Source organism: Cupriavidus phytohabitans (assembly GCF_000426345.1).
Lineage (GTDB): Bacteria > Pseudomonadota > Gammaproteobacteria > Burkholderiales > Burkholderiaceae > Cupriavidus.
Window position 1 is genome coordinate 165,298 of sequence record NZ_AUFE01000001.1, and the last position, 26,213, is coordinate 191,510.

Genomic DNA, 26,213 nt, shown 5'->3' on the forward strand with positions numbered 1-26,213 from the left:
GAGGAGAAAGCATGAAGACAATGAACCGGCGCTGGATCCTCAGGCAGCGCCCCGTCGGCGATATCGGCGACAACGACCTGCAGCTCGTCGAAGCACCGATGCCACGGCCGGAGGACGGCGAAATGCTGGTGCGTAATATCTATCTCATGGTGGCGCCGACCAACCGCGTCTGGATGAGCGAGATCGACCAGTACATGGCACCGGTGGCACTTGGCGAAGTCATGCGCGGGGTCACCATGGGGGTGGTCATCGAGTCCCACCATCCGGACTTCAGGCCAGGCGACATTGTCGAGGGCGGCATGGCCTGGGAAGAGTATTCGGTCACGAAGACTGCCAGGCGCGTCCCGGTGGAGCACGGCCTGCCCCTGCATGCCTTTGCGAGCGTGCTGGGCAACTCCGGCATGACCGCCTATTTCGGCATGCTCGACATTGCCAGGCCCAAGGCTGGCGAAACCATTGTGGTCTCTGCCGCCGCAGGCGGCGTCGGCTCGATCGCCGGCCAGATCGGCAAGATACTCGGCTGCCGGGTGGTCGGCGTTGCGGGCGGCCAGGGCAAATGCCGGCTCGTCAGGGAAGAGTTTGGCCTGGATGCCTGTGTCGACTACAAGGCAGGCAACGTGCTTGCCGATCTTCGCGCCGCCTGCCCGGACGGCATCGACGTCGATTTCGAGAACGTGGGCGGCGACACCATGGATGCCGTGCTCGCGCTGATCAACCCGGGCGCCCGTATTGCCCTTTGCGGAATGATATCGACTTACAACGCGAGCGGTGACTGGTGGAGCCCGAAGATGTTCCGCAACGTCATCATGAAACGCGCCCGCATCGAGGGTTTCCTCATTGCCGACTACCGTTCGCGGTTCCACGAAGCCGTGGAAGTCATGGCGAAATGGGTCAGGGACGGCCAGCTCAGGTACCGGGTCGACATCGTTGACGGCATCGAGCAGGCGCCCGCCGCCCTGAACCGCCTGTTTACCGGCAAGAACATCGGCAAGCAGCTCGTCCGCCTTGCTCCGGAACCTGCAATCCACTGAGGGCCGCAGCCGCGCAGCCCCGCACCACTTAACCGCCAATATCCATGATTCATCCAGACATAGACAGCAACGATTCCCGGCCGGACGCCCGACCCCGCCTTCTGGACTTTCAGGGCAAGGCGGCAATCATCACCGGCGCCGCGTCCGGCATCGGCCTCGAACTGGCCCAGGCACTGGCGGCGCGCGGTGCCGACCTTGCGCTGGCCGACATCGACGCGCACGGGCTGGACGCCGCACGCGCGCGCCTTGCACCGACCGGCAGGCGCATCTGCACGCGCGTACTGGATGTTTCCTCCGATGCGGACGTGCGCGATGCGGCGGAGGAGTTCGAAGCGAAGCTGGGACGCATCCATCTGGTCTTCAACAATGCCGGCATCGATATGAGCGGCGAACTGTCGTCGCTGTCCGAGCAGGACTGGACCCGCGCGTTCGGCGTCAATGTGTTCGGCGTGATTCACGGCATCCGTCATTTCCTGCCGCTGCTGCGCCGGCACGGCGAGCCCGCGCATTTCGTCAGCACGGCGTCAGGCGCGGGCTTCTGGGTGAACGGCGACTTTCCCATGGGCGCCTACGCGGCCACGAAATACAGCGTCGTGGCCCTCTCCGAGGCACTCGAGCAGGAGCTTCGCGGCACCGGCATTGGCGTATCCGTGCTTTGTCCTGGTCCAGTGAAGACTCCGATCGCCGAACGCTCGAACCATGCCGGCGAATCGTTCAGGGCCGCTGTTGCCGCCGGCACGGCGCCGCAGCTGGTGGCCAGTCACACGCTGGAGGCGATTCTGACAGGCGAGTTCTACATCTTCACGCCAACGCGCATGCGGCCGCGCCTTGAGGCGCGATTCACGCGGATTCTCGATGCACTGGAACGCGCGCCCAGCGTCACCGCCGGAGTGCCCACGACATGATCCATCTCATCTTCCTGAGCGTGCGGCGCCCCCGGCATGGACCGCCAGGAGTACCTGCGTTACTGGCGCGACGTGCATGCGCCGCTGGTGGAGGGCCTGCCCGGTGTGCGGCGCTACGTCCACAGCACCGTCCGCGCGGCCCCCGGTCAGGCTGCGCGCTACGATACCGTGGACGAGATCTGGGTCGACGATGCCGCGGCGCTCGATGCGCTCCTGCATTGCGCGGACTATGTCCGTTCGGCGCTGGCAGGCGCGGGCAACCTCGTTGATCCCGGCCACTGCGTGCGTCTGCAGATTACGGATCACGTCGGAGCGATGCCGTTCTACACGCGCTGCTCCGGGCTCGCCGCCACCAGCTGTTGCCGTGGAAGGGGCCCGGCCGACTGCGCGCCATCGCTGCGCCATGCACTGGGGCTGCAGCCAAAACGGCCGCGGAACCAGCGCGAGAACGCGCTCTGCATCGAGAATCCGAGCAACACGGCAACGTAGCTGACCGGGCGTTCCAAATGCCCGAGATACTGCACCGCCAGCGAGGCACGGACCTCATCGAGAATGCTGCTGAATGTCGAGCCTTCCTGCAGCAGCTTGCGGTGGACCGTGCGCCGGTCGACGCCAAGCTGGCTGGCGACACGTTCCACGCTGCAGGTTCCCGAAGAGAGCAAGGACAGCACCATCCGCCGGACTTTCTCGCTCATGGACATGGTCGCACGCGCGGCCAGCGAGTCCAGGTACGCATGCGCATACCGCGCCAGTTCCGGGCGCGCGGCGGGCAGCACTGCCTCCATGTCCTTCAGCTCGCAGACAATACCGTTGAAGTCGCAACCGAATTCGACGGGTCGGCCAAACACGCGCAAGTGGGATGCCAGGTTCCTTGGCGCCCTGTACGAAAGGCAGATGCGCCGCGCACGCCAGCCTGGGCCCATCAGTTCCTGCAGCATTCGGTAAACCGAGACCAGCACCATTTCGTCGGCCTGGCGTGTCGAACCGGAATGCTCGACCATCAGGGACAAGCGGATGACAAGAGCGCCCTCCCGTTCTTCCACGCCGAGGAACAGTGCCTCGCTGTGCAGCGTGATGTAGCGCGCCATCGCACCAAGCGCATCGCGCAGCGTCCGTGAATCTCGAACAGCCATGCCGAGAGGCCCGAGCGCCGAAAGTTGACGGCCTTCCCCGAGGCGCAGGCCGAAGTCTTCGGCATCGGAGGCTGCCGCGGACATTTCGAGCAGCCGGCAGACTGCGCTGGCGGAGACCAGGTTGTCGCCGGCGTCCAGGCAGGTCCCGGGCAGCCCGACCTCTGCCAGGATCCGCAGCGGATCCAGCCCAACCGAGCGGGCCACCTCGGTGTAGCGCGACAGCGTGGCGCTGCGGACTAAACGGCTCATGGGCCTCCTTGCACGGGCTGCGGCTGCAAGGCCGTTGCAGCCTTCGGTTGTCGGTCGGGTTGTCGTCTGGCGTCAGGCGCGGCGCATCAGGCTGTAGCTCTGCGCGCTGGGTCCGAAATCGGGCATGCCGGCCAGGAACAGGGCAAGCGGGACAACGTCCGCGGGATCCTTGAACCATTCGCCGGGCGGCACCGGAACATCGCGCGTCATGTCCGTCCTGACCGGCCCCGGTATCAGCTCATTGACGCTGATGCTGTCCTCCTGCAGTTCCGTCGCCAGCGACTGGGTCAGCATCCACAGGCCGCTCTTCGAGCACGAGTAGGCAGAAAAGCCCGCGGCAGGCCGCTTGCGCTGGCCCGAACCGATCATGATTATCTTGCCGGCCCCGCGGCGGCGCAGATGGGGAATGGCGGCATGGGCGGTGTGGTAGGCACCGGTCAGGTTGATATCGATGGTCTTGCGCCAGAGCGCGGGATCGCCGTCAGCGATCCTGCGCTGCTCGAGCGCGACACCGGCATTGGCCACCACGATATCGACACCGCCGAAGGTATCGCTGGCGCGCTGGAACAGCGTCGCGACGGTCTCGTAGTCCGCCACGTCGGCGGTCCGGGCAATGGCCCGGCCACCCGCTTCACGAATCAGCGCGGCTGTCCGCGCAATGTCGGCCTCGCTGCGGGCGCTGCATACCACCGCGGCACCGGCGCTGGCATAGGCCATTGCAATGGCGCGGCCGATGCCGCGGCCCGCGCCGGTGATCACGGCTACCTTGTCCTTGAGCAGGTTGGGGTCGATCTGGCTCATTGTCAGTCTCTCAGTCTCGCTTTGGGTTGCAACGGGGGTGGAAGGAAGCAGGACGCAGTGCCCGGGCGTGTCGCTCAGAACGGGCGGTCCCCGATCACCGTGGCCCGGTCCATCCGGCGATGACATGGCGGGTAGTCCATGACCGCGTAATGCTGGGTAGAGCGGTTGTCCCAGATCGCCACGCTGTTCGGGCTCCAGCGCCAGCGCACCTGGTACTCGGGAATGCAGGCTTGCGTGATCAGGAAGCGCAGCAGGTCACATGCGCCCGGGTTGAAGTCCTGCCCGAAGCGCACGCGCCCGGGCGTATGGAAATTCGTAAAGTGGGTGGTGAAGCCGTTCACGAACAGCACCTTCTCGCCAGTCTCCGGATGCGTCCGGACGACGGGATGCTCGGCGTCCGGGAACTGCGCCTTCAGCGCGTGGCGCTTTTCGATCGGCATCGCCGCGCCGAAACTTGCCTCGATGCTGTGGCGTGCGCGCAGGTCAGCGATCTGGTCCTTGATTTGTTGCGGCAGATTCTCGTAAGCGAGCACCATATTGGCCCACATGGTGTCGCCGCCGACAGGCGGGCATTCCCGGCAACGCAGGATGCTGGCAAGCGGCGGGGCCTCGCGCCAGGTGGCATCCGTGTGCCAGGAATTCTCGTAACGCGGAGTGGGCTCGTCGGGACTCTTGTAGATACGGACCAGCCCCGGATGCTCAGGATCGCTGCCCGCCACCGGATGGTCTTCGAGTTCGCCAAAGCGGCGCGCAAAGGCGACGTGCTCGCCGGCTGTGATGTCCTGGCCGCGCAGGAACAGGACACGGTGCCTGAGCAGTGCTTCACGGATGCCGGCGAAGACGCCGTCATCGTGGATCGCATCGGCGAGGCTGACGCCGACCAGTTCGGCTCCAATGGAACAGGTAAGTGGCTCGACTCGCATTGCGACTCCAAGAGATTGTAGGTAGAGGTCGAAGCAGGAGGGTCGATGCAAGTATTGAAGAACCGCCGCGCGATGCGTTGACATTCCGGGGCAGCGACTTTACATTTTGGGGCACCTGGGGGAACTCCTATGTCTACGCTGCTGCAACAGGTGAACCTCACCGAGTTTGTCGACGTAGCCCGCCAGCTCGGCCTGGATCCCTACCGGCAACTGCGGCAGGCGGGTATCAGCCCGACTGCCCTGGTGGACCCGGAAATGCGGGTGCCCGCGAAGTCGGTCATGCAACTGCTGGAGGATTCGGCACAGCTGGCCGGCCTGGAAGACCTTGGGCTACGCGTGGCGGAAGCCCGGCAACTGACAACGCTGGGGCCCTTGTGGGTGGTGATGCGCGAGGGCGCCACCCTGCGCAACGCACTGGGTGCGATGGCGCGCTATCTGCATTTGCTCAATGAAGCGCTCGATTTGCGCATCGAGGAGGTCGGGGACACCGCGGTTGTCAGGCTTGAATTCCTGGTGTCCCGGGAAAGCTCCATGCGGCAATCGACGGAGTTCGTCATCTGCCTCTGGTTCCGGTTGTTCAAGCTGCTCGCGGGGACGGCATGGAGACCGCGCAGCGTCTGCTTCACCCACGCCGCGCCAGCCAGCCTTGCCACGCATCGGCGCCTGTTCGGTGTGCCGGTGCGATTCCGCCAGGATTTCGATGGCATCCTGCTGCCCGCCGCGGATCTCGACGTGGCCGGCGCGACGTCGGATGCGGCGCTGGGCCGCCATGCGCGCGAATTCCTGGATACCAAGCTGGCGCAATCCGATTCCACCATGCCGGACAAAGTGCGGAAGCTGGTATTCGCGCTGCTGCCCACCGGCGAATGCGGGGCCGAACAGGTGGCCCGGCAGCTTGGCATCGACCGCAAGACGATGCATCGCCACCTGGCTGGCTACGGACAGAACTACATGTCAGTCGTCGATGCCGTCAGGGTCGACCTTGTCACGAGATACCTGAAGAACAACGAACGAGCGTTATCGGACGTTGCGATCCTGGTGGGGTTTTCCTCGCTCAGTGCCTTTTCCCGGTGGTTCTCCACCCGCTTCGGCTGCAGCGTGTCGGCGTGGCGGCGTCAGCAAGCGGCGCTGGAAAGTACGCGCTAGGCGCCGCGCGTCACGGGCCGCTATAGAGTCTGCGTTTCGGTGTCATGGACACGTGTCGGGTCCGGTTGGCGCACCGTGGTTGGGACTTTCCGATCATCCGGAGAAGGCGGCCAGGCGCCCCCTGCGCGAAGGAGGAGGCAAAACGCACACGAAAGGGCGGGACTACCCGAGACCCTCCAGCAGCCCCAGCAACTGGGCGCGCCGCACGGCGTGCTTGCGCGAGCCGGCGCTGAGCTTGCCGAACAGGTTCTTCACATGCCACTTTGCCGTGACCTCGCCCACGCCGATGGCCTGCGCGATCTCCTTGTTGGAGAGATTGCGCGCCAGCAGCTCAAGAACCTCGCGTTCCTTGGGGGTCAGCACCGTGCTGGCCACGGCACGCGGCTCCGTCGCCGGGCGTTCGGCGCGGCGCGGCACGCGCGCCGCCGGCAGCGGCTGGCCGGCGCCTGATTCCGCGGCCCCCTCCTCCATCAAGCGCCTGGTCCAGTCGGCCAGCGCCGGATGCGCGTCGGCGAAGGTGCGGGCCAGGCCATAGGTCTGCGCGAGGTTCATGGCTTCCTGCATGAGCCGGCGGCTGTCCTCGCCGCCGCGATGGCGCACGAACGCCTCCAGCGCCATGATCTCGATACGCTTGCGCCCGAGCTTCATGGCCTGGGTCGCAGGCGCCGCGCGGTGCAGCGCATCCAGCGCAGACGGCCAGTCCTGCGCGGCGATCGCCGCGTTGGCGTGTGCCATGGCTTGCATCAGCGCCACATCGCGGCGCCACAGCGGGCCGTGGCCCGCCTCGGCCCCGGCGACCAGTTCGTCAAGGCGGACGATCAGGGCCCGGCATGTCTCGGCACGGAAGCGCCCGGCATGCATCCGCACCTGGTCCGCCAGGCTCGCAATGCAAAGCCGCGGCATCCCGCGCGCGGCGCCCACCGCGTACAACGCTTCGAGCAGGTCGAGTGCGCGGTGCTCGACGCCCTGCACGGCTGCCACGCGCGCAGCGCTCAGATAGGCCAGCAGCGACGTCTCGGCCGTGCCGGCCCGCTCCAGCACGTCGAGCCGGTTGGCGAGCAGCGCTGCCGCCTCCTCGACCCGGTCGCACTCGTAGACCGCCGCGGCCAGCAGCGACGCGAGCATGCAGGCGAGCGGATGGCGGCGGCCGAGATCGGCTTCCGCGCTTGCCAGGGCGGGCCGCAGGATGGCTTCGCTCAACATCACCTGCCCTTCGCGCAGGTAGCTCAGCCCGGTCACGAACTCTCCCCAGCGCGCCGCGTAGCGATGCCCCTCGCCCAGGTCGCCGCGGGGCGCGAGCTGCAGATGGCGTCGCGCATTCCCTGTCTGCCCTTGCAGGATCGCCGCCATTGCCAGGCGATTGGCATGCATCTGGGCGAGGCGCGGGTCGCGCGCGGCGGGTGGCTGGAGCCATGGCTCCAGCAGCGCAAGGCAACGGTCTGGCTGGTCGGCGTAGTAGGCCGCGATGCTCAGGATCAGCGCGCATTCATAGCGCAGGACGGTATCGTCGCCTGCCCCGTCAAGCATGCGCGCTACCAGCGACTCGGCCTCCGCATGGCGCTCGCCCAGCGCGAGCACCCAGGCAGCGGCCAGGCGCAGGCCCGGGTAGCGGTCCAGTTCCGCATCCGGCAGGCGTTCCAGCCATTCGAGCACGGTACCCAGCCGCCCCTGCATCACGGCGTCATATAGCGAGCGTCCTGCCAGCTCGTAGGCAAGCGCATGTTGGCCCGCCGCGTGTGCGTGACGCGCAGCTTCCTCGGTGATGCCGCGCGCGGCGAGCCAGCGCAACGCCCGCATATGCAGTTCGGTCTGCTCCGCGAGTGGCAATTCGGCCAGGCGAGCCTGCAGGGCACTGTGCGCAAGCGCGTGCAGCCGGCACCAGTCGCTGTCGTCCCCGGACACGAAGATCGGTGTCTCGCGGATCAGCCGCGCCAGCTGCTCCGGAGCCTGCCCGGCGCCTGTCAGCGCACGGCACAGGTCCGGATGAACGTGATCCGCGACGGCGATGCGCGTCAGAAAGCTGACGTCGTCGGGCGTGAGCTTGGCGATCAGGCCACCGACCAGGTGCTCGCCTTCATCGGCCGGGCGGGCTGCCATGGCATCCACGACGCTGCGCGGATCTGCGCCGCGCTCCATTGCGGCCAGGAGGAGTTGCAGGCCAAGCGGCCATCCGTCGGTCAGCTCATGCAGGCGCGCGCAACTGTCGGCATCGACCCGGTCGCCGAAGCGGCTGCGCACGAGGGTCATGGTTTCATCGAAGCGGAAACGCAGCGCTTCCGCGCCGATGCCGGTGCATTGGCCGTACGCCGTCAGGTCAACGACGGCCGTGTCGAACCCGCCGCGCGCCGCGACCACGATGCGCAGATTGGGCGGCGCATTGTGCAGCAGGTAAAGCAGTGCGGCAAATCCGTCCTGCGAGAGGCGTTCGGCTTCGTCGACGATCAGCACGAGATCCAGCGACGTCTGGGCCACCTCGGCAAGCCAGGCCGTGAGCCCTTCGGTACTGCCCGGCGCTGCGGCCGCGCCTTCGAGAAGGGTGCGGCCAAAGCCGGGCCGCGCGCAACCTGCGCGGACAGCGAGCACAAGGCACTGCAGGAAATGCAGTGGATCGTCGTGGGTGTCCGCGGAAATCCAGGCAACGGCCGTGCCGCGCGCCAGGAACTCGCGGCGCCATTGCGCAAGCAGCAGCGTCTTGCCGAAGCCCGGCGGTGCCTGCACGACAACCGCGGGCCGGTCGCGCAGCGCTTCGCTGTCAAGGCTGAGGCGCACGCGCGCAAGCAGGTGCCGCGGCGCGCGCGGCGGCATGGTCTTGAGCGCAAGCTCGGAAAACGCGGCACCCGAGCCGCGGTTCACGGAGGTCATCTGGCAGGTACCTGTTGGCTTGGATGCGACGCTCGCCGGGACGCGCATGCCGGGCTGCGTGCGTGGCAATGCATTGTCCGTGGCTTCGCCCTGCCATTGGGGGCGGCGTGCCTGGCTCGAAATGGTGTCTGATTATAGGCACACGACGGGCCTGGCTGGCAATCGCCCCCTCCGCCGAGGAGGGGGCGCATGAGGCGTGCCGCGGCTAGCATGCGTCCAGGTCGAAACGGAACACGAGGTATTCGATGCAATGCATGGACGTGTGCGCGCTGGAGCAGGAATGTGTACTGGCCGGGGTGCCGACATGAGCCGCCCTTGTTCCGATGCCGATGCCGTCACCTGCCGCCATCTGCTGGTTCCTCTCGACGAAACGGATGCATCCATGGCCACCGTGATCGGGGCCATCGAGCTGGCACGCATCGCGGGCGCACGGATCACGTTCGCCTATACGCCGCTCCTCGCTACAGTGCCGCGCGACCATATGAGCCGCGGCCGCGAGCTGCTCGGAAAGGCCGAGTCGGTGGCTCGGTCGCAAGGGGTGCCATGTGCATCGGCTGGCGCACCCGGCGGCGGCGTAGAAGCCGCCATTGTCGCGGCAGCGCGCGAGGCCGGTTGCGACCTGGTCTTCATCGGCAAAGCGAGGACCAGACCGCTCGTCCAGGCGGTGCTCGCGGCCGGTATCCCCGTATTCGCCATGCCGGATCCCGCGGCGATGACGCCAGCGCCAGCCGTCCGCGGCATCCGTGACGAGCACCGCGCTCTCAGTGCCATATTGCGCGCCTGGCTGGACATGCTAATGGCCGCGAACGACCAGCGCGCTACCGCGGACGTGTCGGTGATGCGGGGCATGATCCGGTTTATCGAGACCTTCCCGGTCGCGCGCCAGCATCCGCGCAAGCAGGCCTGCCTCTACGGCAGGCTGCGCCGGCGCACCGCCAGGGCCGACGCCGAACTCGACGAACTGGAACGCCAGCATGAACGCGATGCGCAATGGGTCGGCGCACTCGCCGAAGCCGTTGAGCGATTTGCGACAGGCGGCCCGCTGGCCGAACTGCTGGACAGGGTCGATCAGTATGCGCAGTTCGTCTGGGCGCTCATGGGACGCGAGGAAGGCGTCATCCTTCCGGCGGCGCAGCGCTACCTGACTGACGCGGACTGGGACAAGCTCAACGCCGCGTACTGTACAGCGAACACCGGCACCGCGCCCGGTGGGCATGAGGATCGCCCCTTCGACACACTGCTTGCCTACCTCGCCGGCCTTCCGGATGCCGATTGCGTTGCCCGCATTTGCGCGCAAGCGGAAAGCGAGTCAACGCGGGTCACTTGAAAGCGCGGCCACGCGCATCGGCTCTTGGCCATTGGATCAAGGCTGTCAAACGGGCGTCTACGGACGCGCAATTCATCATCAGGAGGATGAGCATGCAATTTCTCGACGATTCCCTGCACCCGGAGAACCAGGACAAAGTGGTGATCACCGTGGCCCCATATGGCCCTGAGTGGATGCCGCAGGACTTTCCGGAAGACATCCCGGTGACCATGGCAGAGCAGGTGCAGAAGGCAGTGGATTGCTACAACGCCGGCGCCACCGTGCTGCACCTGCATGTGCGCGAACTTGACGGCAAGGGCTCCAAGCGCCTGTCCAAGTTCAACGAGCTGATCGCCGGCGTGCGCGCCGCCGTGCCCGACATGATCATCCAGGTCGGCGGCTCGATCTCGTTCGCGCCGGAAGACGAAGGCGAAGCCGCCAAGTGGCTGTCCGACGACACCCGTCATATGCTCGCGGAGCTCACCCCGAAGCCCGACCAGGTGACGGTGGCGATCAACACCACGCAGATGAACATCATGGAGCTGCTCTATCCCGAGTACCTGAAGGGTACCTCGCTCGAGCAGCCCGCCTACCAGGCCGCCTACCGCGAAATGACCGTGCCGGCCGGCCCGGGCTGGGTCGAAGAACACCTGCGCCGCCTCAGCAACGCCGGTATCCAGCCGCACTTCCAGCTCACCGGCATCCATGCGATGGAAACGCTCGATCGCCTGGTGCGCGCCGGCCACTACAAGGGCCCGCTGAACCTGACCTGGATCGGCATCGGCGGCGGCTTCGACGGCCCCAACCCGTTCAACTTCTTCAACTTCGTCCACCGCGCGCCGGATGGCTGCACGCTGACCGCGGAATCGCTGCTGAAGAACGTGCTGCCGTTCAACATGATGGCGATGGCGATGGGCCTGCACCCGCGCTGCGGCATCGAAGACACCATCATCGACCAGCACGGCAACCGCATGACTTCGGTGCAGCAGATCGAACAATGCGTGCGCGTGGCCAGGGAACTGGGCCGCGAGATTGCCTCGGGCAAGGAAGCGCGCGAGATCTACCGCATCGGCACCTGGTACGACAGCGTTGAAGAAACGCTGGCCGCCCACGGCATGGCGCCCAACCGCCAGGCTGGCATCAGGAACCTGCCGCTGCGCGCCGCCTGATGCGCAAGGCCGCCCGCACGCAGCGGCTCGACTGCGGCCAGGGCGGGCGGCTATCCTGTCCCAACAAACCGGGTGCGCATGCTGGCGCGCGGGGCACCACCGCCTTGTACGCCTTGACGCATAACGATCACGGGGCGACGTGTTCATGGCACGATCGCCCCGAACCCATTGCCGGAATCGGAGAGATCATGGACCTGAAGTTAAAAGGCAAGCGTGCAATCGTGACCGGCGGCAGCCGCGGCATTGGCAAGGCGATTGCGCTGCAGCTAGCACAGGAAGGGGTGGATGTCGTGCTCGCCGCGCGCGGGAAAGAAGCGCTGGATGCGACTGCCGCGGAGCTCGCGGCGCTGACCGGCCGCCGCATTGTGCCGCTGACGGTCGACACCGCCGACAAGGCCTCTGTCGACGCCATGGTGGAGCAAGCGATTGAAGCCCTGGGTGGCATCGATATCCTGGTCAACGCCGCGGCTCTGCCAGGCGGCATCTCGCCGGCCACACAGCTGGACCAGATCGTCGATGCGCAGGCACTCGAGGATATCGACATCAAGGTCATCGGCTATCTTCGCACCGCACGGGCGCTGGCTCCGCATCTGGCCGCAAATGGCTGGGGCCGCATCATCAATATCGGCGGCCTGGCGATCTACCATACGGGCCGTCCCGTCGCCACGCTGCGTAACGTCGGCGTGGCGGCAATCACCAAGAACCTCGCTGATGAACTCGGGCCCAAGGGCATCAATGTCACGGCAGTCCATCCCGGACCCACCCGCACCGAGAAGACCGACGCGGCAACCGAGGCGTGGGCGGCGGCCCGGAGTAGCCTCGGCCGCATGGTCGACGCCAGCGAGGTGGCCTGCGTGGTGACCTTTCTTGCGTCACCACTGAGTGTGGCAATCAACGGCGAAGCCATCCCCGCCGGCGGCGGGACCCCCGGCATCATCCACTATTGAACGAACCCTGAACTGCCGACGGCAGTCTCGCCGTGCTGGCCCGCTTCAGATGGGGCCAGGCCGGCAGGCTGCCAGTTGCGCTGACGTCAGTGGCCCTGTTCCTCCTGGAGCCGCTGGCGCAGTACCGCGCGCAGATCCTCGCCGTAGCCGGTGAGGGTGCCGCCATCCACCGCCAGCATCTGGCCTGTGATCATGTCTGCACGGTCGCTGGCAAGGAAGGATACCGCTTCGCCGATCTCCTCCGGCTTGCAGAACCTGCCCAGCGGTACCGTCCGCCTGATCAGCGCCTCGCGCTCTTTCGGGCTTGCATACGCTTCAATGGCTGGCGTCAGGATGCCGCCGGGGCACACCGCATTGACGTTGATACGCTGGTCCGCCAACTCCCATGCGAGGTGCTGCGTCAGTCCCGTGACCGCATGCTTTGACGCGGTGTAATCCACGCTGCTGAAGTAAGCCATGCGGATGCCGGCGATGGAGTCAATATTGACGATCTTGCCTTTTCCCTGCGCCTTCATGGCGGGGATGACCGACTGGCAGCAGAACAGGATGCCCTTGGCGTTCACCCCCATCACGCGGTCCCAGTTCTCTTCCGTGACGTCGCACACCAGCGCGGAGGCGCCGCCGACGCCCGCGTTATTGACCAGGATATCGATGGCGCCGAACGCCTCCAGCGTCTGGCGGGCCATCGCCTCCGTGTCGGCCTTCTTGCTGATGTCGGCGCGGATGGCAATAGCACGCTTGCCGTCCGGATCGATGCTGGACGCGACGCGCCTGGCGGCGTCAAGGTTTATGTCCACCACGGCGATCGTGGCCCCTTCACGCGCCAGCACGCGCGCTATGCCCTCGCCGCCGCCCTGTCCGCCGCCCGTAATGATTGCAACCTTGTCCTTCAGCTCCATTGTCATCTCCTTGCGATCTTGCGTCGGATGTCGATACCGTCGGCCTCTGGGCCGATCTCGGCAAGTATCTAGCAACAACACGGAGCGTTTTGACAATCCGGGGCATCAGATTGACATTTCGGGGCGGCTAGGGAAATCACGAAGCTCAATCCATCGCTTCCCGATCCTATCCCGCGAAGCGGTAACCCAATCCGACCTCAGTCAGGCTACCCGCGCCGCCTGGTATTCGGCGGCAGCCGGACTGATATGCGGATCCAGGCCGCTGCCCGATGCCGTGACCAGGTCCACGGGCACCGGGGCCTGGTTATCCGGCTCGGCGGCACGCAGCGCCTCAATGCGGGCGCGGGCAGCATCGGCCTGCGCGGGATTGCCGGGGCCGAGGTTTGACCCCGCCGACGCCGAGGCGTTGAACGGCATCGGCGCCGTCGCGGACAAGCGGCCCCAGAAGTATTTGGGGTCTGAGAACGGCTGGCCAATCAGTTCGGATCCCATTATCTTGCCTTTATTCTCGATCAGCGAGCCGGCGGCCTGGTGCGGGAACACGGCTTTCGCGATGCCGGTGATCACGCCCGGGTAGAGCAGGCCCGTAATCAGCGACAAGGCGACAAATACCACGGCCATCGGCCGGACCGGCCCGCCCTGCACCGGCGCCGGGGACGCCGAAGTCGGCTGTGGAGAATGCGCTTGAGGATTCATGAGAGCTCCAGGAGGAATCAGACCCAGCCGAACAAGGCAAGGACCAGGTCGATCAGCTTGATCCCGGCGAACGGCACCAGGATGCCGCCGAGCCCATAGATCAGCAGGTTGCGGCGCAGCAGCACGGCTGCGCCTAGCGGGCGGTACACGACGCCCTTGAGCGCCAGGGGGATCAATACGACGATAATCAATGCGTTAAAGATCACTGCCGACATGATGGCCGATGCCGGCGTCGCCAGGCCCATGACATTGAGCAGGTTGAGCTGCGGATACGTGGTGGCGAAGGCCGCCGGGATGATCGCAAAATACTTGGCGATGTCATTGGCGACGCTGAAGGTCGTCAACGATCCGCGCGTCATCAGCATCTGCTTGCCGATCTCGACGATTTCGATCAGCTTGGTCGGATTGCTGTCCAGGTCGACCATATTGCCGGCCTCTTTGGCAGCCTGCGTGCCGCTGTTCATCGCCACGGCAACGTCGGCCTGCGCCAGCGCGTCGTTGGTACCATCCCCGGTCATCGCGACGAGGCGCCCTTCCGCCTGGTACTGCCGGATCAGCTTCAGCTTGGCTTCAGGCGTCGCCTCGGCAAGGAAGTCATCCACGCCCGCTTCGGCGGCAATCGATGCCGCGGTCAGGCGGTTGTCGCCGGTGATCATCACCGTCCTGATGCCCATCTTGCGCAGCTCGCCAAAGCGTTCGCGGATGCCGGTCTTGACGATGTCTTTCAGTTCGATCACGCCCAGCACGCGTACCGCATCGCCGCTGGCGTCGGCAACCACCAGCGGCGTGCTGCCGGCACGGGCCACCTCATCCACGGCTTGCAACACCGCATCGGGGAACTTGCCGGCCCGTTCCGTGACGTACCGGCGCACTGCATCGGTGGCGCCCTTGCGCACGTGGCGCTCACCGCCGCCATCGCGCAGATCCACGCCGCTCATGCGCGTCTGCGCGCTGAACGGCACGAATTCAGGCTTCAGGCTTGCCATCGACGGCGCAGCCTGCCCGGGTAACCGGCGGGCCAGCGTGATAATGCTGCGCCCTTCCGGCGTTTCGTCGGCCAGCGACGACAGCCACGCCGCTTCCGCGAGCTGCAACGGCGACACGCCCGGCGCCGGGATAAAGCGCGAAGCCTGGCGATTCCCATGGGTAATGGTGCCGGTCTTGTCGAGCAGCAGCACGTCAACGTCCCCGGCGGCCTCGACCGCGCGGCCCGAGGTCGCGATCACGTTCGCCTCCATCATCCGGCTCATGCCGGCGACGCCGATGGCAGACAGCAAGCCACCGATGGTCGTGGGTATCAGGCACACCAGCAGCGCCACCAGTACGGTGATCGTCACTGGAACACCGGCCTTGGTCACCAGCACGGCATAGAGCGAGAATGGTTGCAGCGGGGCCGTGGCCAGCAGCAGCACCAACGTCAGGCCGACCAGCAGGATGGTCAGGGCCAGCTCGTTCGGCGTCTTCTGACGCTTGGCGCCTTCGACCATCGTGATCATGCGGTCGATAAAGCTTTCGCCGGGATTGGTGGTGATGCGCACCACGATCCAGTCGGACAGCACGCGCGTGCCGCCGGTCACCGACGAGAAGTCGCCACCGGACTCGCGGATCACCGGCGCCGACTCGCCGGTGATGGCGCTCTCATCGACCGAAGCCCCGCCGTCGATGACCTCGCCATCTATGCTACGCGAAGCCGGCCGATGTGGATGATGATGGTGGTGATGGGGAGCGTGCTGCTTGCCAGCGGCCGCCGCTTCCTGCGCTTGCGCAGCCCTGGAAGCGGCGGTGTCTCGCGCCTCGCCTTTACCCTTGGCCGTTGGGGCCATCGAATCGTGTTGCATGGTTTCTCCGCAATCCTCCGTAAGCGCCGCCACCTAGCCTGTCCGGCCGTACTGGTGCCAGGCGCGCAGGAATGCTTGATATCTCTTGGTAGCGAGAGGGGCGTAAAAACTGGGTATAAAGGCGGCGCGAACGTATAAAGAACGCGTAAAGATTGGGCCTGCGTGTAGCGAAAAGTGCCGACAGGAGCATCTTGCGGATTGTCACTACGGCACTACGGAGCCGAAGGGGAGCAGAAGGCCGTGAAGGGACGAGCGGATCGTTAGATTCGCTCCTATGGCCGAGTCGCTGGGGAATGGCTTGCTTGACCTGCGTGGACCAGCATCAGCTCAAGCTGAGGGGAATTCAGTGGCCGTCCGGTCTCTGTGGCGCGCGCTCGCCCTACCCCTTCTCCGAACTGCCGGCAAAGCGCTCGATCTTGCTGGTCAGGCCCGACACCACCAGCAGGTCGCCGGGCAGCACCATGGTAGCCGCCGTGGCGTGCTCGAACTCCGCGTTGCCTCGCTTGATGCCCACCACCGTCACGCCGAATTGCTCCCGTACATGTGACATCAGCAAGGTCTTGTTATGGGTGGATGCCGGCGCATGGATCCGAGCGATGGCGAAGCCGTCGTCGAACTCGATGAAATCGATCATCCTGCCCGTGATCAGGTGGGCCACCCGCGCGCCCATGTCCGCTTCCGGGTAGACGACGTGGTGGGCACCGATGCGCTGCGCGATCTGCCCGTGCTCGGCTGTAAAGGCCTTGACCCAGATGTCCTGGATCTGCAGCTCGGTCAGCGCCATCAGCGTCATCAGGCTGGACGACATGTCGGTGCCGATGCCCACGATGGCGTGTGAAAAATCCGCCACCCCCAGCTGGCGCATGACATTGACATCGGTCGAGTCGGCCTGGATCGCACAGGTCAGCACATTGGACCAGCGCTGCACCAGGTCGGGATCCTTGTCGATGCCCATGACGTCATGGCCCAGCCGCATCAGCGACTGCGCCACGGAACCGCCGAAGCGCCCCAGCCCGATCACGGCCACGCTATCGCCTGCTGAAAAGGCGAACTGTTCGGAAAACAATCTAGCCAACAATTGGATGCTCCTCGGGGTAACGGTACGGCGTACGGCGCTCGCCCATGGCGAGCGATACCGCGAGCGTGATGGTGCCAACCCGGCCGGCATACATCAGCCCGGCCAGGATCAGATGGGCAGAAGCCGGGAGGTCGGCGGTGATCCCGGTCGACAGGCCCGCGGAACCAAAGGCCGCGATGACCTCGAAAATCACCTGGTCGGTCGGGAATTCCGTGACAAACAGGATGGCCAGCGTCCCGATCGTCGTCAGCGCGCTGCCGAGCACCAGCACCGTGATCGCCTGCCGCTGCGCCGAACTGCTGACGCGGCGCCCGAAGGCTTCGCTGTCGCCGCGCCCGCGGATCTCGGCAATCACCAGCAGCGCCAGGATCGCGATGGTGCCGACCTTGACGCCGCCCGCGGTACTGGCGCTGCCGCCACCGACGAACATCAGGAAGTAATGCAGCGCCATGCTTTCATGGGTCAGGCCGCCGATGTCAATGGTATTGAAGCCGACGGTGCGCGCGGAGACCGAGGCGAAGGCCGCCGACAACAGCTTCTGCCCCGTGGCCATCTGGCCGAGCGTGCGTGCGTTGGCCCACTCGAACATCAGCAGGCCGGCCAGGCCCACCAGGAACAGCACACCGGTGGTGGCCAGCGTCAGCTTGCTGTGCAGCGACCAGCGGTGCGGGCGGAAGGGCTTGTTGCGCAGGTCGTGCAGCACCGGGAAGCCGATACCGCCGACCAGCGCCGCCACCATTACCGGCAGCAGCACCCAGTGGTCGGCCGCATAGCGGACCAGGCTGTCGGCATGTGTCGAGAAGCCCGCATTGTTGTAGGCGGAAATGGCATGGAACAGCCCGTTCCAGGCGGCGTCTCCCCACGGCGCCCCGTAGGCGAAATGCAGCCGCCACGCCAGCCAGGCGGCCAGCAACAGTTCCATCCCGATCGTCACCACCAGCACCAGCCTGGCCACGCCGACGATATCGCCCAGCCCGATCGCGCGGGTCTCGGCCTGGGTCATCAACCTGGTGCGCAGCCTCAGCGAGCGGTTGACCATCAGCCCCAGCAGCGTAGACGCCGTCATCATGCCGAATCCGCCAAGCTGGAACAGCACCATGATGACCGCCTGGCCAAATCCGGACCAGTACGTGCCGGTATCGACCACGATCAGCCCGGCCACGCACACCGCGGACACCGCCGTGAAGAACGCGGTCAGCCACGGCACGCTGCCGCCGCCGGCGCGCGACCAGGGCAGCATCAGCAGCACGCTGCCCGCCACGATGGCCAGCAGGAACCCCATGGCGACGGCGCGGGCAGGATGCATGGAAGCTCTCATGCAGGCATTGTGTGCCTTGGCACGCCACAAATCCATGTGTGCAGCGCAGCACCGCAACACCGCACACCCTTTGTCAGGCCTGTAGATTGCCAGACGGCCGCCCGGCGCACCTGGTCAACGAAGGCCGGATGGCTGAACTGCACCGGCGACACATTGACCTCCGGCGACGCGCCGCATGTCGGAAATCCGGCATTACGTACCGCGATCCCTCTTCACGATGGCACGATGGACAAACCTTTGCCGATTGCCGAGACTTGACCAGTCCGGCGAGCATCGCCCCTGTGCTGCCTCTTTGTGCCACCCCTCGCCATGCCACCGTTGTCCGCGCCCCTTTTACTCGATGCAACGCTTCGCACCGTCGCCCGCCGCTATCGCCTGCCGGCAAGCGCCGCCGCGATCTCCAAATTGCACCCAGCTAGCCCGGCAACGACGCTCGCGCTTGCGATCGAACAGGCCCGCGCGGCCACTGCACGCGGCGAAACGCCAGCCGCGGCCCTGAAAGACCGCTTCATCGACGCGCTCGCGCAACTGATCCGCGAAGCGCTGCGCGCGGGCGCTGGCGACCCGGTGTTCCAGGCCATGGTCATGCGGCACCGCGCGGCGCATGTGCGCGAGTATGCGTCGCTGTCCGCGGGCGCCGGCCAGGATGGCCGCCAGGTCCGGCAGGCGGTCAATGCGATCGCCCATCCGGGCCGCCAGCAACGCATCGCGCCGGGTCCGCAGCGCGAGGCATTGGCCCGGCTTCACGCGTCCGCCTCGGCGTCATCGTGGTCCGCGCTGCACGACACCGCGCGCACTCTGCTCGATATGCAGGGGATAGCGAACGAAGCGCCGGGCCTGACACGGCTGCTCGACGATCCCGCGCTGAAGCGCTTGCAGCGCCTGGAAGCGCTGGCGTCGGATGATCTGGTTCGCCAATACCAGACGCTGTGGGACCGGCATGCCCCCCGCGCCGGAAGCGCCGGCGCCAATGCGCAAGGCGTCACCGCGCGCCAGCGTGGCGCTGCCACCGAAGCACTGGCCGCACAGGCACTGCGGGCGCTGGCGCAGCGGCTCAACGAGGCCGAGAAAGCGCAGGTTTCATACCGCGTCGTGACTTCGATGCGCGTACCGGCCTCGATCCCCGCCACGCATGAACGCGCCAAGACCGAATGGGATGTGGTGCTGCTGCGGCAAGTGCTGCCGATCGCGGAAACGCCAGCGTGGGACATCTGCCTGCTCGCGGAAGCCAAGGCTTCGGTCGATGCCGCCACCACTGACCTGCCCAAGCTGCTGCGCGGCTTGCGCTTGCTGGCGCATGCCGACAAGGACGTCGTCTATGCGTTCGAGACGCAGCAAGGGACAGTGCGCCTGCACGGTGCCGCGCTCAGCGCGCTGCGCGCCGACGCGGACGGCCTTGCCGGCACGGTGCTGTATTGCTGCGATGCGCCTGCCGAGCCCAGGCCACGCCTGCTCGGCGCTGCCAGCCGGATGCAACTGCTGTCGGCACAGGCCAGTCTTGAATTTGCCAGCGCGCTGGCGCACGCGCAAGCCGCGGATCCAGCCGCGCTTGCGCCGGTCTGGCACCAGCTTTTGGAGTCGCCCCGCTGGCGCAGCGTGCTCAACCAATATCCGACACTGCGGCAAGTGCGCGAACTGATGGTTCATCCTGACGACCTGATGGCCGCGATAAATAGGGCCGGCGACGGGACCGGCGCCTGACGTGCCAGGGTGCCAGGGTGCTACGAGGCTGCCCTACTGCGCAAACAAGGTCATCTGCCCCGACAACAGCCGCTCGAAATCGTCGTTCAGGAACGGCAGGATCGCGTCGGCAATCGGCTGCAGCTGCTTGCCGACGTAGTGCTCATAGTCGATCGGCGCGGATCGGCATTCGAGCGGTTCGGGCCCGGCGATGGTCATCACATAGCTGATCCAGCCGCCGTGCTGGTACTGGCGCGGGCGCCCGTGGCGCTCGTTGTAGTCGTCGGCGATGCGGGCAGCCCGCACGTGCGGCGGCACGTTGCGCTCGTACTCTTCCAGCTTGCGCCGCAGCCGCTTGCGATAGACCAGTTGGCCGTCGAGCTCTCCCGCCAGCGTGCGGCGCACGATGTCGCGCACATAATCCTGGTACGGCTCGCGGTTGAAGACCTTCTCATAAAGCGTCTGCTGGAAATGCTGCGCGAGCGGCGACCAGTCCGTGCGCACCGTCTCGAGCCCCTTGAACACCATCTCGGCCGTGCCGTCTGGCCGCTCCACCTGGCCCGCGTAACGCTTCTTGCTGCCAAGGTCGGCGCCGCGGATGGTCGGCATCAGGAAACGGCGGAAGTGCGTCTCGAACTGCAGTTCGAGCGCGCTTTCGAGGCCATAGACCTGCCACAGGTGGTCGCGCCACCAGTCGTTGACGTAGGCCACCAGGCTGCGGCCTATCTGCTGCGCGTCGGCCTCCGTGCGCGCGCGGCGCAGCCAGACGAAGGTGGAATCGGTGTCACCGTAGATCACCTCGTAGCCGCGCGCCTCGACCAGCGCGCGGGTCTGCCGCATGATCTCGTGCCCGCGCATGGTGATCGACGAGGCCAGTCGCGGATCGAAGAAGCGGCACCCGCTGGAGCCCAGTACGCCATAGAACGCGTTCATGATGATCTTGAGCGCCTGCGCGAGCGGCTTGTTGCGGTCGCGCTTGGCCGCCTCGCGGCCCTGCCAGACCCGCGCGACGATCGCCGGCAGGCAGTGCCTGGTCCGCGAGAAGCGCGCGCCGCGGAAGCCGGGGACGGAATCGGCATCGTCAGGATGCGCCAGCCCCTCGACCAGGCCGATCGGGTCGATCAGGAAGGTGCGGATGATCGACGGGTAGAGGCTCTTGTAGTCCAGCACCAGCACCGATTCATAGAGCCCCGGCCGCGAATCCATGACAAAGCCGCCGGGGCTGCCCTCCGGCGCCAGCTCGCCGAGGTTGGGCGCGACATAGCCCTGGCGGTGCATCAGCGGCATGTAGAGATGCGTGAACGCCGCGACCGAACCGCCGCTGCGGTCGGCCGGCAGGCCCGTGACCGTGGCGCGCTCCAGCAGGAACGACAGCAGTTCCGCCTTCTCGAAGATCCGCGTCACCAGTTCGCAATCGCGCAGGTTGTAGCGCGCCAGCGCCGGCTTGTCCTGCTCGAACATGCGGTCGATGGCATCCATGCGGTCGTACGGGTTGTCGATCGCCTTGCCCTCGCCAAGCAGCGTCTGGGCCACCGATTCGAGACTGAACGACGGGAAGCTCCACGTGGCGGAACGCAGCGCCTCGATGCCATCGATGATCAGCCGGCCCGGCGCGCTGCAGAAATAGTGCTGCTGCGCGTTGTGCTCGCGCCATTCGATTTCCGCACCGCCGCGGCCGAGGCGCAGCGGCAGCTGGAACCGTCGTGCATGCTCGACCAGCACGCGCAGGTCGAACTGGACCAGGTTCCAGCCGATGATCGCATCGGGGTCGTGGTGGGCCAGCCACTGGTTCAGTTTTTCCAGCAACTCTGGCCGTGTCGCGCAGTATTCGAGCGAGAAATCGACAGCGGCCGGCTCCCGCGGCGCAGCGCCAAGCATATAGACCTGGCGCTGGCCGCAGCCTTCGAGTGCGATCGAATACAGCTCGCCGAATGCGTTGGTTTCGATATCGAGCGAAGCCAGCCGTAGCGTGGGGCGGTAGTCCGCCGCGGGCTTCAGTTGGGCGTTGCACAGCACGCCGTCGCCTTCCGGCTCGCCCTCGAACCAGACCGGGGCCGTGATGAAGCGCTCCATCAGGTAGCGCTCGGGCGGGCGGATATCGGCCTCGTAGACATCCACGCCGGCATCGCGCAGCGATCGGCCAAGCTGGATCAGCTGCCGATGCTGCTGGCAATACAGGCCCATGACCGGCCTGCCCTTGAAGTCATGCAGCTTGAGCGGACGCAGCTCGGCCGCGCGCTCGCGGCGCAGCAGCGCCTCGGCACGCTCGCGCTGTGCCTCAGGGATAAATGCAATCGATGGCTGGTACGGCAGGCGCAGCCGGCGCGGCCCGTCGTCGGTGGCCAACCAGACTTCGACCTCGGTGCCGGCGGGGGTATCGCGCCAATGTCGGGTCAGGATGAAACCCTGCTGGTGTGCCACGCTTAAGCCTTCCGGAAACCATTATCGGGATGATTTTAGCGTTACAGCATGCGCGCCGCGTCATCGAGCAACTGCATCGGCGACAGCATCCCGGCGCGGGACACGCACACCAGCGCAAAGGTGCGGACCAGCGGCGGATCTCCAGGAACCCGCGCGGTTATCAGCTGGAGCTCAGCGCCGGGCCCGGCGCTGCCGGGCGGCAGCACGATGTTCATCGGACTCAGCCGCACCGCTTCCCGCTCCACCGTGAAGCTGGCTTCGGCATGCGTCAGCACGTCGACCAGCACCTGCAGTTGCCTCTCCGGCATGCCGGCCCGGCCGCCCTGTGCCCCTGCTGCGCCAAGGGCGGCGAGCGCGGCCTCGTTCTGTGCCACCTGCTCCCGCAGCCGCTCGGACTCGCCGGGTTGCGTGTCGCTGCTTTCGCCAAGTACGCTGCGCATGCCAAAGCCCTGCTTTTCCAGCAGGTGCAGCCGCGTGGTCAGCAGTGTCTGCTCGTGCTCGATGCGGTCGCGGCGGGACGTGCCGCTGGCGACGTCGGCCAGCGCCTGCAGCGCGAACTGGTCCAGCATGCGGCTGGCGATTTCCTCGCGCAGCGCCGCTTCGGTCGCCGCGCAGATCCGGACCCGGTGATCGGTGAAACTGACCGTGGTCTGCGGCACCTCCGTGCGCATGACGTCGCCCTCCAGCGCGACGCCCAGCGTACGGCGCTCATGTTTGTCCATCCCCAGCACGCAATAGGCCTCGGCGGCGGCCGAGGAACTGCCGAAATAGTCGCGCAGGTCCGGCGACCGGCTGAACACCGGCATGACGTCCTGTGCCGTGCCAAAGAAAGCATGGATATACGGATCGCTGTTCCACGTGGCCTCGCTTGCCGCCGACGCCGGCGGCAAGCCCGCCAAGACATCGCGCACGTACCGGTCTGCGATGGCCAGCGCCGGGACAAGCCGCTTGCGATAGCCGCTTACCAGCCGCACGTACGGACAGAGCCTGGTCACGCGCTCCACCAGCGCGGCGCGCCCTGCATCGCGCGCCCCGTCAGGATGCTTGCCGCGACGGCGCAGCCAGTTGAGGACAGTCATCGCTCGGCATCTCCCAGGATCGGTTTGCTTGCGGCGCTGGCGAACTCAGGCCGCTACTGGCCATCCGCCTCAGCCTCGCGCGGTGCCGCGCGGGTGCGCGGCAGCTTGCGGTTAGCGAGCAGCAGCAGCGGTGTCGTCGCCATCGACAGCGCAACGACGACCGTGACGACGGAGAGCTGCTCGGCATCGATCAGGTTCGCCGCCTGCGCAGCGCCCATCACGACAAAGGCAAATTCACCGCCCTGCGACAGCAGGATGGCGAAGTAGATGCGATGCTGGCGCGGCAATTCGATCCGCTTTGCCAGGTACATCAGTGCCAGGAACTTGCCCACGACCAGGGCAACCACCAGCACCGCCACCAGCAGCGGCTTGTTGCCCAGCACCGAAAAATCGATCGACATGCCGACCGCGATAAAGAACAGGCCGAGCAGGATGCCCTTGAAGGGCGCCATGTCCGATTCGATCTCGTGGCGGCATTCGGAGCCGGCCAGCAGCAGCCCGGCCACGAACGCGCCGAGCGACATCGACAGGTGGACCACGTGCATCAGCAACGCGATGCCGATGACCCAGAGCAGCGCGAAGATGGTAAAGATCTCGCGCGTGCCACTGCGCTGGATCATGCGCAGCACATATTTCAGCACGAAGCGCCCGACGACGACGACCGCTGCCAGCATGGCCAGCGCCTTCGCCGCGGAAGCCCAGCCGCTCGACATGCCGGCGTCCGCCTCAACCGGCGCAAGCAACGGTAACAGCGCGATCATCGGGATCGCGGCAATGTCCTGGAACAGCAGGATGCCAAAGCTGGACTGGCCGACGGGCGCGTCCATCAGCCGGTTCTGTTCCAGGATCGCGATCACCATCGCCGTGGAAGACAGCGACAGCGCAAACCCGGCCGCCACGCCAACCCGCCACTGCACGCCGAAGACAATGAAGATCAGCGCCAGCAACGCCGCGCACAGCGCGACCTGGATCCCGCCGTAGCCGAAGATGGAGCGGCGCATCGCCCACAGCTTCTCGAATTCCATTTCAATGCCGATGATGAACATCATCAGCACGATGCCCAGTTCGGACACGTCCATGATCGAGTTGACGTCCGTGACCAGCCTCAGTCCCCAGGGGCCGATCACTGCGCCGGCGATCAGATAGCCCAGCACGGAGCCGAAGCCGAAGCGCACCGACAGCGGCACGGCAATCAGTGCCGCGGCGAGGAAGATTACCGCGTCAACCAGCAGTTGTTCCATCAATCCCCTCCCGAGGAAATGACGGGGCGATAGCCCGAGTCGTTTGGCGGTCCCTCGCTGCCGGGCGAACAAAAGCCGACTTTCTGCGCGAGGCCATGGCCTGGATATGTATTACATCATCCACGCCGAAGTGCAAGCCGAGCGCCGCTCACCGGCCCGCCCCGCGCGCGCCCGGAGGCACACGCAGCAGCAGGATGCACCGACGCCGTGCAATCTGCCCAGGCCACGCGCCGCCATCGGGCTTGACCTTGAGGCGGCGCATGGCTTTTGCCGACTCCGCTTCGACATATCTGCGCAGCGCCGCCCGGTTCAGCAGCGAAAACCGCCAGGCGGGCGCCCGGCAGGGCGAACGCCCGCCCGAACCAGCGCGCGTCAAGCAACGCACCGGGAATGCCGGAGCCGCCGAAGCCGCTCACCAGCACGGTGGCTCCGTCAGTGATGCCCGCCACCGCTTGCTCCAGTGAGGCCACAGTCTTGTCGATCATGTTGATGGTCTCGTGGCAGCCAACGTAGCCCCGTCGGCCTGTTGGCTTATTGCTGCGGAATGCCGGTGTCCCTGACCACGCGTGCCCAGCGCTCGCGCTCGCTCTTGATGAAGTTGCCGAAGTGGGCAGGCGTATCGCCGCCGGAGATACCGCCCAGCTCCGACAGCCTTGCCTTGACCTGAGCCTCGCCGAGGATGCCGGCCACGGTCTTCTGCAGCCGGTTGATGACCTCCTGCGGCGTGCCGGCCGGCGCCACCAGGCCGAACCATGCCGTCACCTGGAAGTCGTCCACGCCGGCTTCCTTCATGGTGGGCACATCAGGCAGCTCGGGCACGCGGCTGGCGCTGGTCACAGCCAGCGCGCGCAGCTTGCCCGACTGGATATGCGGCAGCGAACTGGGCAGATTGTCCACCATCATGGTGACCTGTCCGGCCACCAGATCAGCCACGGCCGGTGCTGCGCCTTTGTAGGGCACGTGGATGAGGTCAGTGCCAGTGCGCTTGCGGAACAGTTCGCCGGAAAGGTGGACCGACTGGCCGGTGCCTGAGGAGGCGAAGGAATACTTGCCGGGCTGCGCCTTGGCCAGCGCGACCAGTTCGGCCACGGTACGGGCCGGCACGTTGGCATTGACTACCAGTACATTGGGCACCGACACCACCATGGTAATCGGCGCAAAGTACTCTGCGCGGTAGGGCAACTGGCGGTAAAGGCTGTAGTTGATGGCATTGGGCCCGATATTTCCCATCATCAGGGTATAGCCATCGGCGGCAGACTGCCTGAGCGCCTGCGCGCCGATGATGCCGCCTCCGCCGGCGCGGTTTTCCACCACCACCGGCTGGCCAAGCAACTCGCCCATGCGCTTGCCGACCAGGCGCGACGCGATATCCGTTGTGCCTCCCGCAGCCGCCGGCACGATCAGCCGGATCGGCTTGTCAGGATATGCTGCCAACGCTGCGGCCGGGGCTACCATAACGGTCACGCCGACCGCCCCTGCCATCCGCGTCGC

General features: G+C 66.3%; 19 protein-coding genes and 3 pseudogenes. 8 read left to right on the top strand and 14 right to left on the bottom strand.

The window, feature by feature from the left end; all coding sequences use genetic code 11:
- The first annotated feature begins 11 nt into the window (after positions 1 to 11).
- From K309_RS0100805 to K309_RS39675, 3 genes and pseudogenes are all read left to right on the top strand, one after another.
- The gene (locus K309_RS0100805; RefSeq protein WP_029044640.1) at positions 12 to 1,031 is read left to right on the top strand and encodes an NADP-dependent oxidoreductase; all 1,020 of its coding nucleotides are present in this window, start codon (positions 12 to 14) and stop codon (positions 1,029 to 1,031) included.
- Positions 1,032 to 1,075: 44 nt separating this feature from the next.
- Positions 1,076 to 1,936 carry an SDR family NAD(P)-dependent oxidoreductase gene (locus tag K309_RS0100810; protein WP_029044641.1) on the top strand — a complete coding sequence of 287 codons (861 nt, stop codon included), beginning with the start codon at positions 1,076 to 1,078 and terminating at the stop codon, positions 1,934 to 1,936.
- 36 nt (positions 1,937 to 1,972) lie between these two features.
- Positions 1,973 to 2,182 (top strand): annotated as a pseudogene (locus K309_RS39675) (EthD family reductase); the annotation flags it as partial.
- Positions 2,183 to 2,259: 77 nt separating this feature from the next.
- Here K309_RS39675 and K309_RS0100820 read toward each other — a convergent pair.
- The 3 genes from K309_RS0100820 to K309_RS0100830 all read right to left on the bottom strand — a co-directional run bounded on the left by K309_RS0100820 (position 2,260) and on the right by K309_RS0100830 (position 5,042).
- Complete coding sequence (locus tag K309_RS0100820) at positions 2,260 to 3,318, bottom strand: AraC family transcriptional regulator (RefSeq protein WP_029044643.1); 1,059 nt, start codon at positions 3,316 to 3,318, stop codon at positions 2,260 to 2,262.
- Between the two features lie 72 nt (positions 3,319 to 3,390).
- Positions 3,391 to 4,119 carry an SDR family NAD(P)-dependent oxidoreductase gene (locus tag K309_RS0100825; RefSeq protein ID WP_029044644.1) on the bottom strand — a complete coding sequence of 243 codons (729 nt, stop codon included), beginning with the start codon at positions 4,117 to 4,119 and terminating at the stop codon, positions 3,391 to 3,393.
- Between the two features lie 74 nt (positions 4,120 to 4,193).
- Complete coding sequence (locus K309_RS0100830; RefSeq protein WP_029044645.1) at positions 4,194 to 5,042, bottom strand: TauD/TfdA dioxygenase family protein; 849 nt, start codon at positions 5,040 to 5,042, stop codon at positions 4,194 to 4,196.
- 129 nt (positions 5,043 to 5,171) lie between these two features.
- Between K309_RS0100830 and K309_RS0100835 the strand changes: the two genes are divergently transcribed.
- Entirely contained in the window at positions 5,172 to 6,188 is a 1,017-nt protein-coding gene (locus tag K309_RS0100835) for an AraC family transcriptional regulator (protein ID WP_029044646.1), read from the top strand.
- Between the two features lie 162 nt (positions 6,189 to 6,350).
- On the opposite strand, the gene K309_RS0100840 is transcribed toward K309_RS0100835, so the two are convergent.
- Positions 6,351 to 9,050, bottom strand: coding sequence for a winged helix-turn-helix domain-containing protein (locus K309_RS0100840; RefSeq protein ID WP_029044647.1), 2,700 nt, complete (start codon positions 9,048 to 9,050; stop codon positions 6,351 to 6,353).
- 382 nt (positions 9,051 to 9,432) lie between these two features.
- Here K309_RS0100840 and K309_RS0100845 point away from each other — a divergent pair, with 382 nt between their 5' ends.
- The 3 genes from K309_RS0100845 to K309_RS0100855 all read left to right on the top strand — a co-directional run bounded on the left by K309_RS0100845 (position 9,433) and on the right by K309_RS0100855 (position 12,472).
- Complete coding sequence (locus K309_RS0100845; protein WP_232232284.1) at positions 9,433 to 10,377, top strand: hemerythrin domain-containing protein; 945 nt, start codon at positions 9,433 to 9,435, stop codon at positions 10,375 to 10,377.
- A gap of 92 nt (positions 10,378 to 10,469) precedes the next feature.
- The gene (locus K309_RS0100850; protein WP_029044649.1) at positions 10,470 to 11,525 is read left to right on the top strand and encodes a beta-keto acid cleavage family enzyme; all 1,056 of its coding nucleotides are present in this window, start codon (positions 10,470 to 10,472) and stop codon (positions 11,523 to 11,525) included.
- A 188-nt stretch (positions 11,526 to 11,713) separates the two neighbouring features.
- Positions 11,714 to 12,472: an SDR family NAD(P)-dependent oxidoreductase gene (locus K309_RS0100855; RefSeq protein ID WP_029044650.1), complete on the top strand. Its 759-nt coding sequence runs from the start codon at positions 11,714 to 11,716 to the stop codon at positions 12,470 to 12,472.
- 86 nt (positions 12,473 to 12,558) lie between these two features.
- Here the strand turns inward: K309_RS0100855 and K309_RS0100860 are convergent, their stop codons facing one another.
- The 5 genes and pseudogenes from K309_RS0100860 to K309_RS0100880 all read right to left on the bottom strand — a co-directional run bounded on the left by K309_RS0100860 (position 12,559) and on the right by K309_RS0100880 (position 18,361).
- On the bottom strand, positions 12,559 to 13,371 hold the full coding sequence (locus K309_RS0100860) for an SDR family NAD(P)-dependent oxidoreductase (protein ID WP_035876468.1): 813 nt from the start codon (positions 13,369 to 13,371) through the stop codon (positions 12,559 to 12,561).
- Between the two features lie 204 nt (positions 13,372 to 13,575).
- Positions 13,576 to 14,067 (bottom strand): annotated as a pseudogene (gene kdpC, locus K309_RS35680) (potassium-transporting ATPase subunit KdpC); the annotation flags it as partial.
- A 17-nt stretch (positions 14,068 to 14,084) separates the two neighbouring features.
- The gene (gene kdpB, locus K309_RS0100870; protein ID WP_029044652.1) at positions 14,085 to 15,905 is read right to left on the bottom strand and encodes a potassium-transporting ATPase subunit KdpB; all 1,821 of its coding nucleotides are present in this window, start codon (positions 15,903 to 15,905) and stop codon (positions 14,085 to 14,087) included.
- Between the two features lie 379 nt (positions 15,906 to 16,284).
- A complete protein-coding gene (locus tag K309_RS0100875; protein ID WP_029044653.1) occupies positions 16,285 to 16,983 on the bottom strand; it encodes a potassium channel family protein in 699 nt (232 codons plus the stop codon).
- The gene (locus K309_RS0100880) at positions 16,973 to 18,361 is read right to left on the bottom strand and encodes a TrkH family potassium uptake protein (protein WP_255360094.1); all 1,389 of its coding nucleotides are present in this window, start codon (positions 18,359 to 18,361) and stop codon (positions 16,973 to 16,975) included. Before K309_RS0100880 ends, K309_RS0100875 begins: the two co-directional genes overlap by 11 nt.
- 249 nt (positions 18,362 to 18,610) lie before the next feature.
- On the opposite strand from K309_RS0100880, the gene K309_RS0100885 reads away from it, so the two are divergent.
- Positions 18,611 to 20,002, top strand: coding sequence for a hypothetical protein (locus K309_RS0100885; RefSeq protein WP_029044655.1), 1,392 nt, complete (start codon positions 18,611 to 18,613; stop codon positions 20,000 to 20,002).
- Positions 20,003 to 20,035: 33 nt separating this feature from the next.
- On the opposite strand, the gene K309_RS0100890 is transcribed toward K309_RS0100885, so the two are convergent.
- The 5 genes and pseudogenes from K309_RS0100890 to K309_RS0100915 form a co-directional block, all read right to left on the bottom strand.
- Entirely contained in the window at positions 20,036 to 22,402 is a 2,367-nt protein-coding gene (locus K309_RS0100890) for a DNA polymerase II (protein WP_029044656.1), read from the bottom strand.
- A gap of 41 nt (positions 22,403 to 22,443) precedes the next feature.
- Positions 22,444 to 23,481 (bottom strand): hypothetical protein, encoded by a 1,038-nt coding sequence (locus K309_RS0100895; RefSeq protein WP_029044657.1) that lies wholly within the window; start codon positions 23,479 to 23,481, stop codon positions 22,444 to 22,446.
- Positions 23,482 to 23,534: 53 nt separating this feature from the next.
- Entirely contained in the window at positions 23,535 to 24,722 is a 1,188-nt protein-coding gene (locus K309_RS0100900; RefSeq protein WP_029044658.1) for a monovalent cation:proton antiporter-2 (CPA2) family protein, read from the bottom strand.
- A 368-nt stretch (positions 24,723 to 25,090) separates the two neighbouring features.
- Positions 25,091 to 25,207 (bottom strand): annotated as a pseudogene (locus K309_RS41490) (CoA-transferase); the annotation flags it as partial.
- Between the two features lie 46 nt (positions 25,208 to 25,253).
- Positions 25,254 to 26,204 carry a tripartite tricarboxylate transporter substrate binding protein gene (locus K309_RS0100915; RefSeq protein ID WP_051320281.1) on the bottom strand — a complete coding sequence of 317 codons (951 nt, stop codon included), beginning with the start codon at positions 26,202 to 26,204 and terminating at the stop codon, positions 25,254 to 25,256.
- Positions 26,205 to 26,213 lie beyond the last annotated feature (9 nt).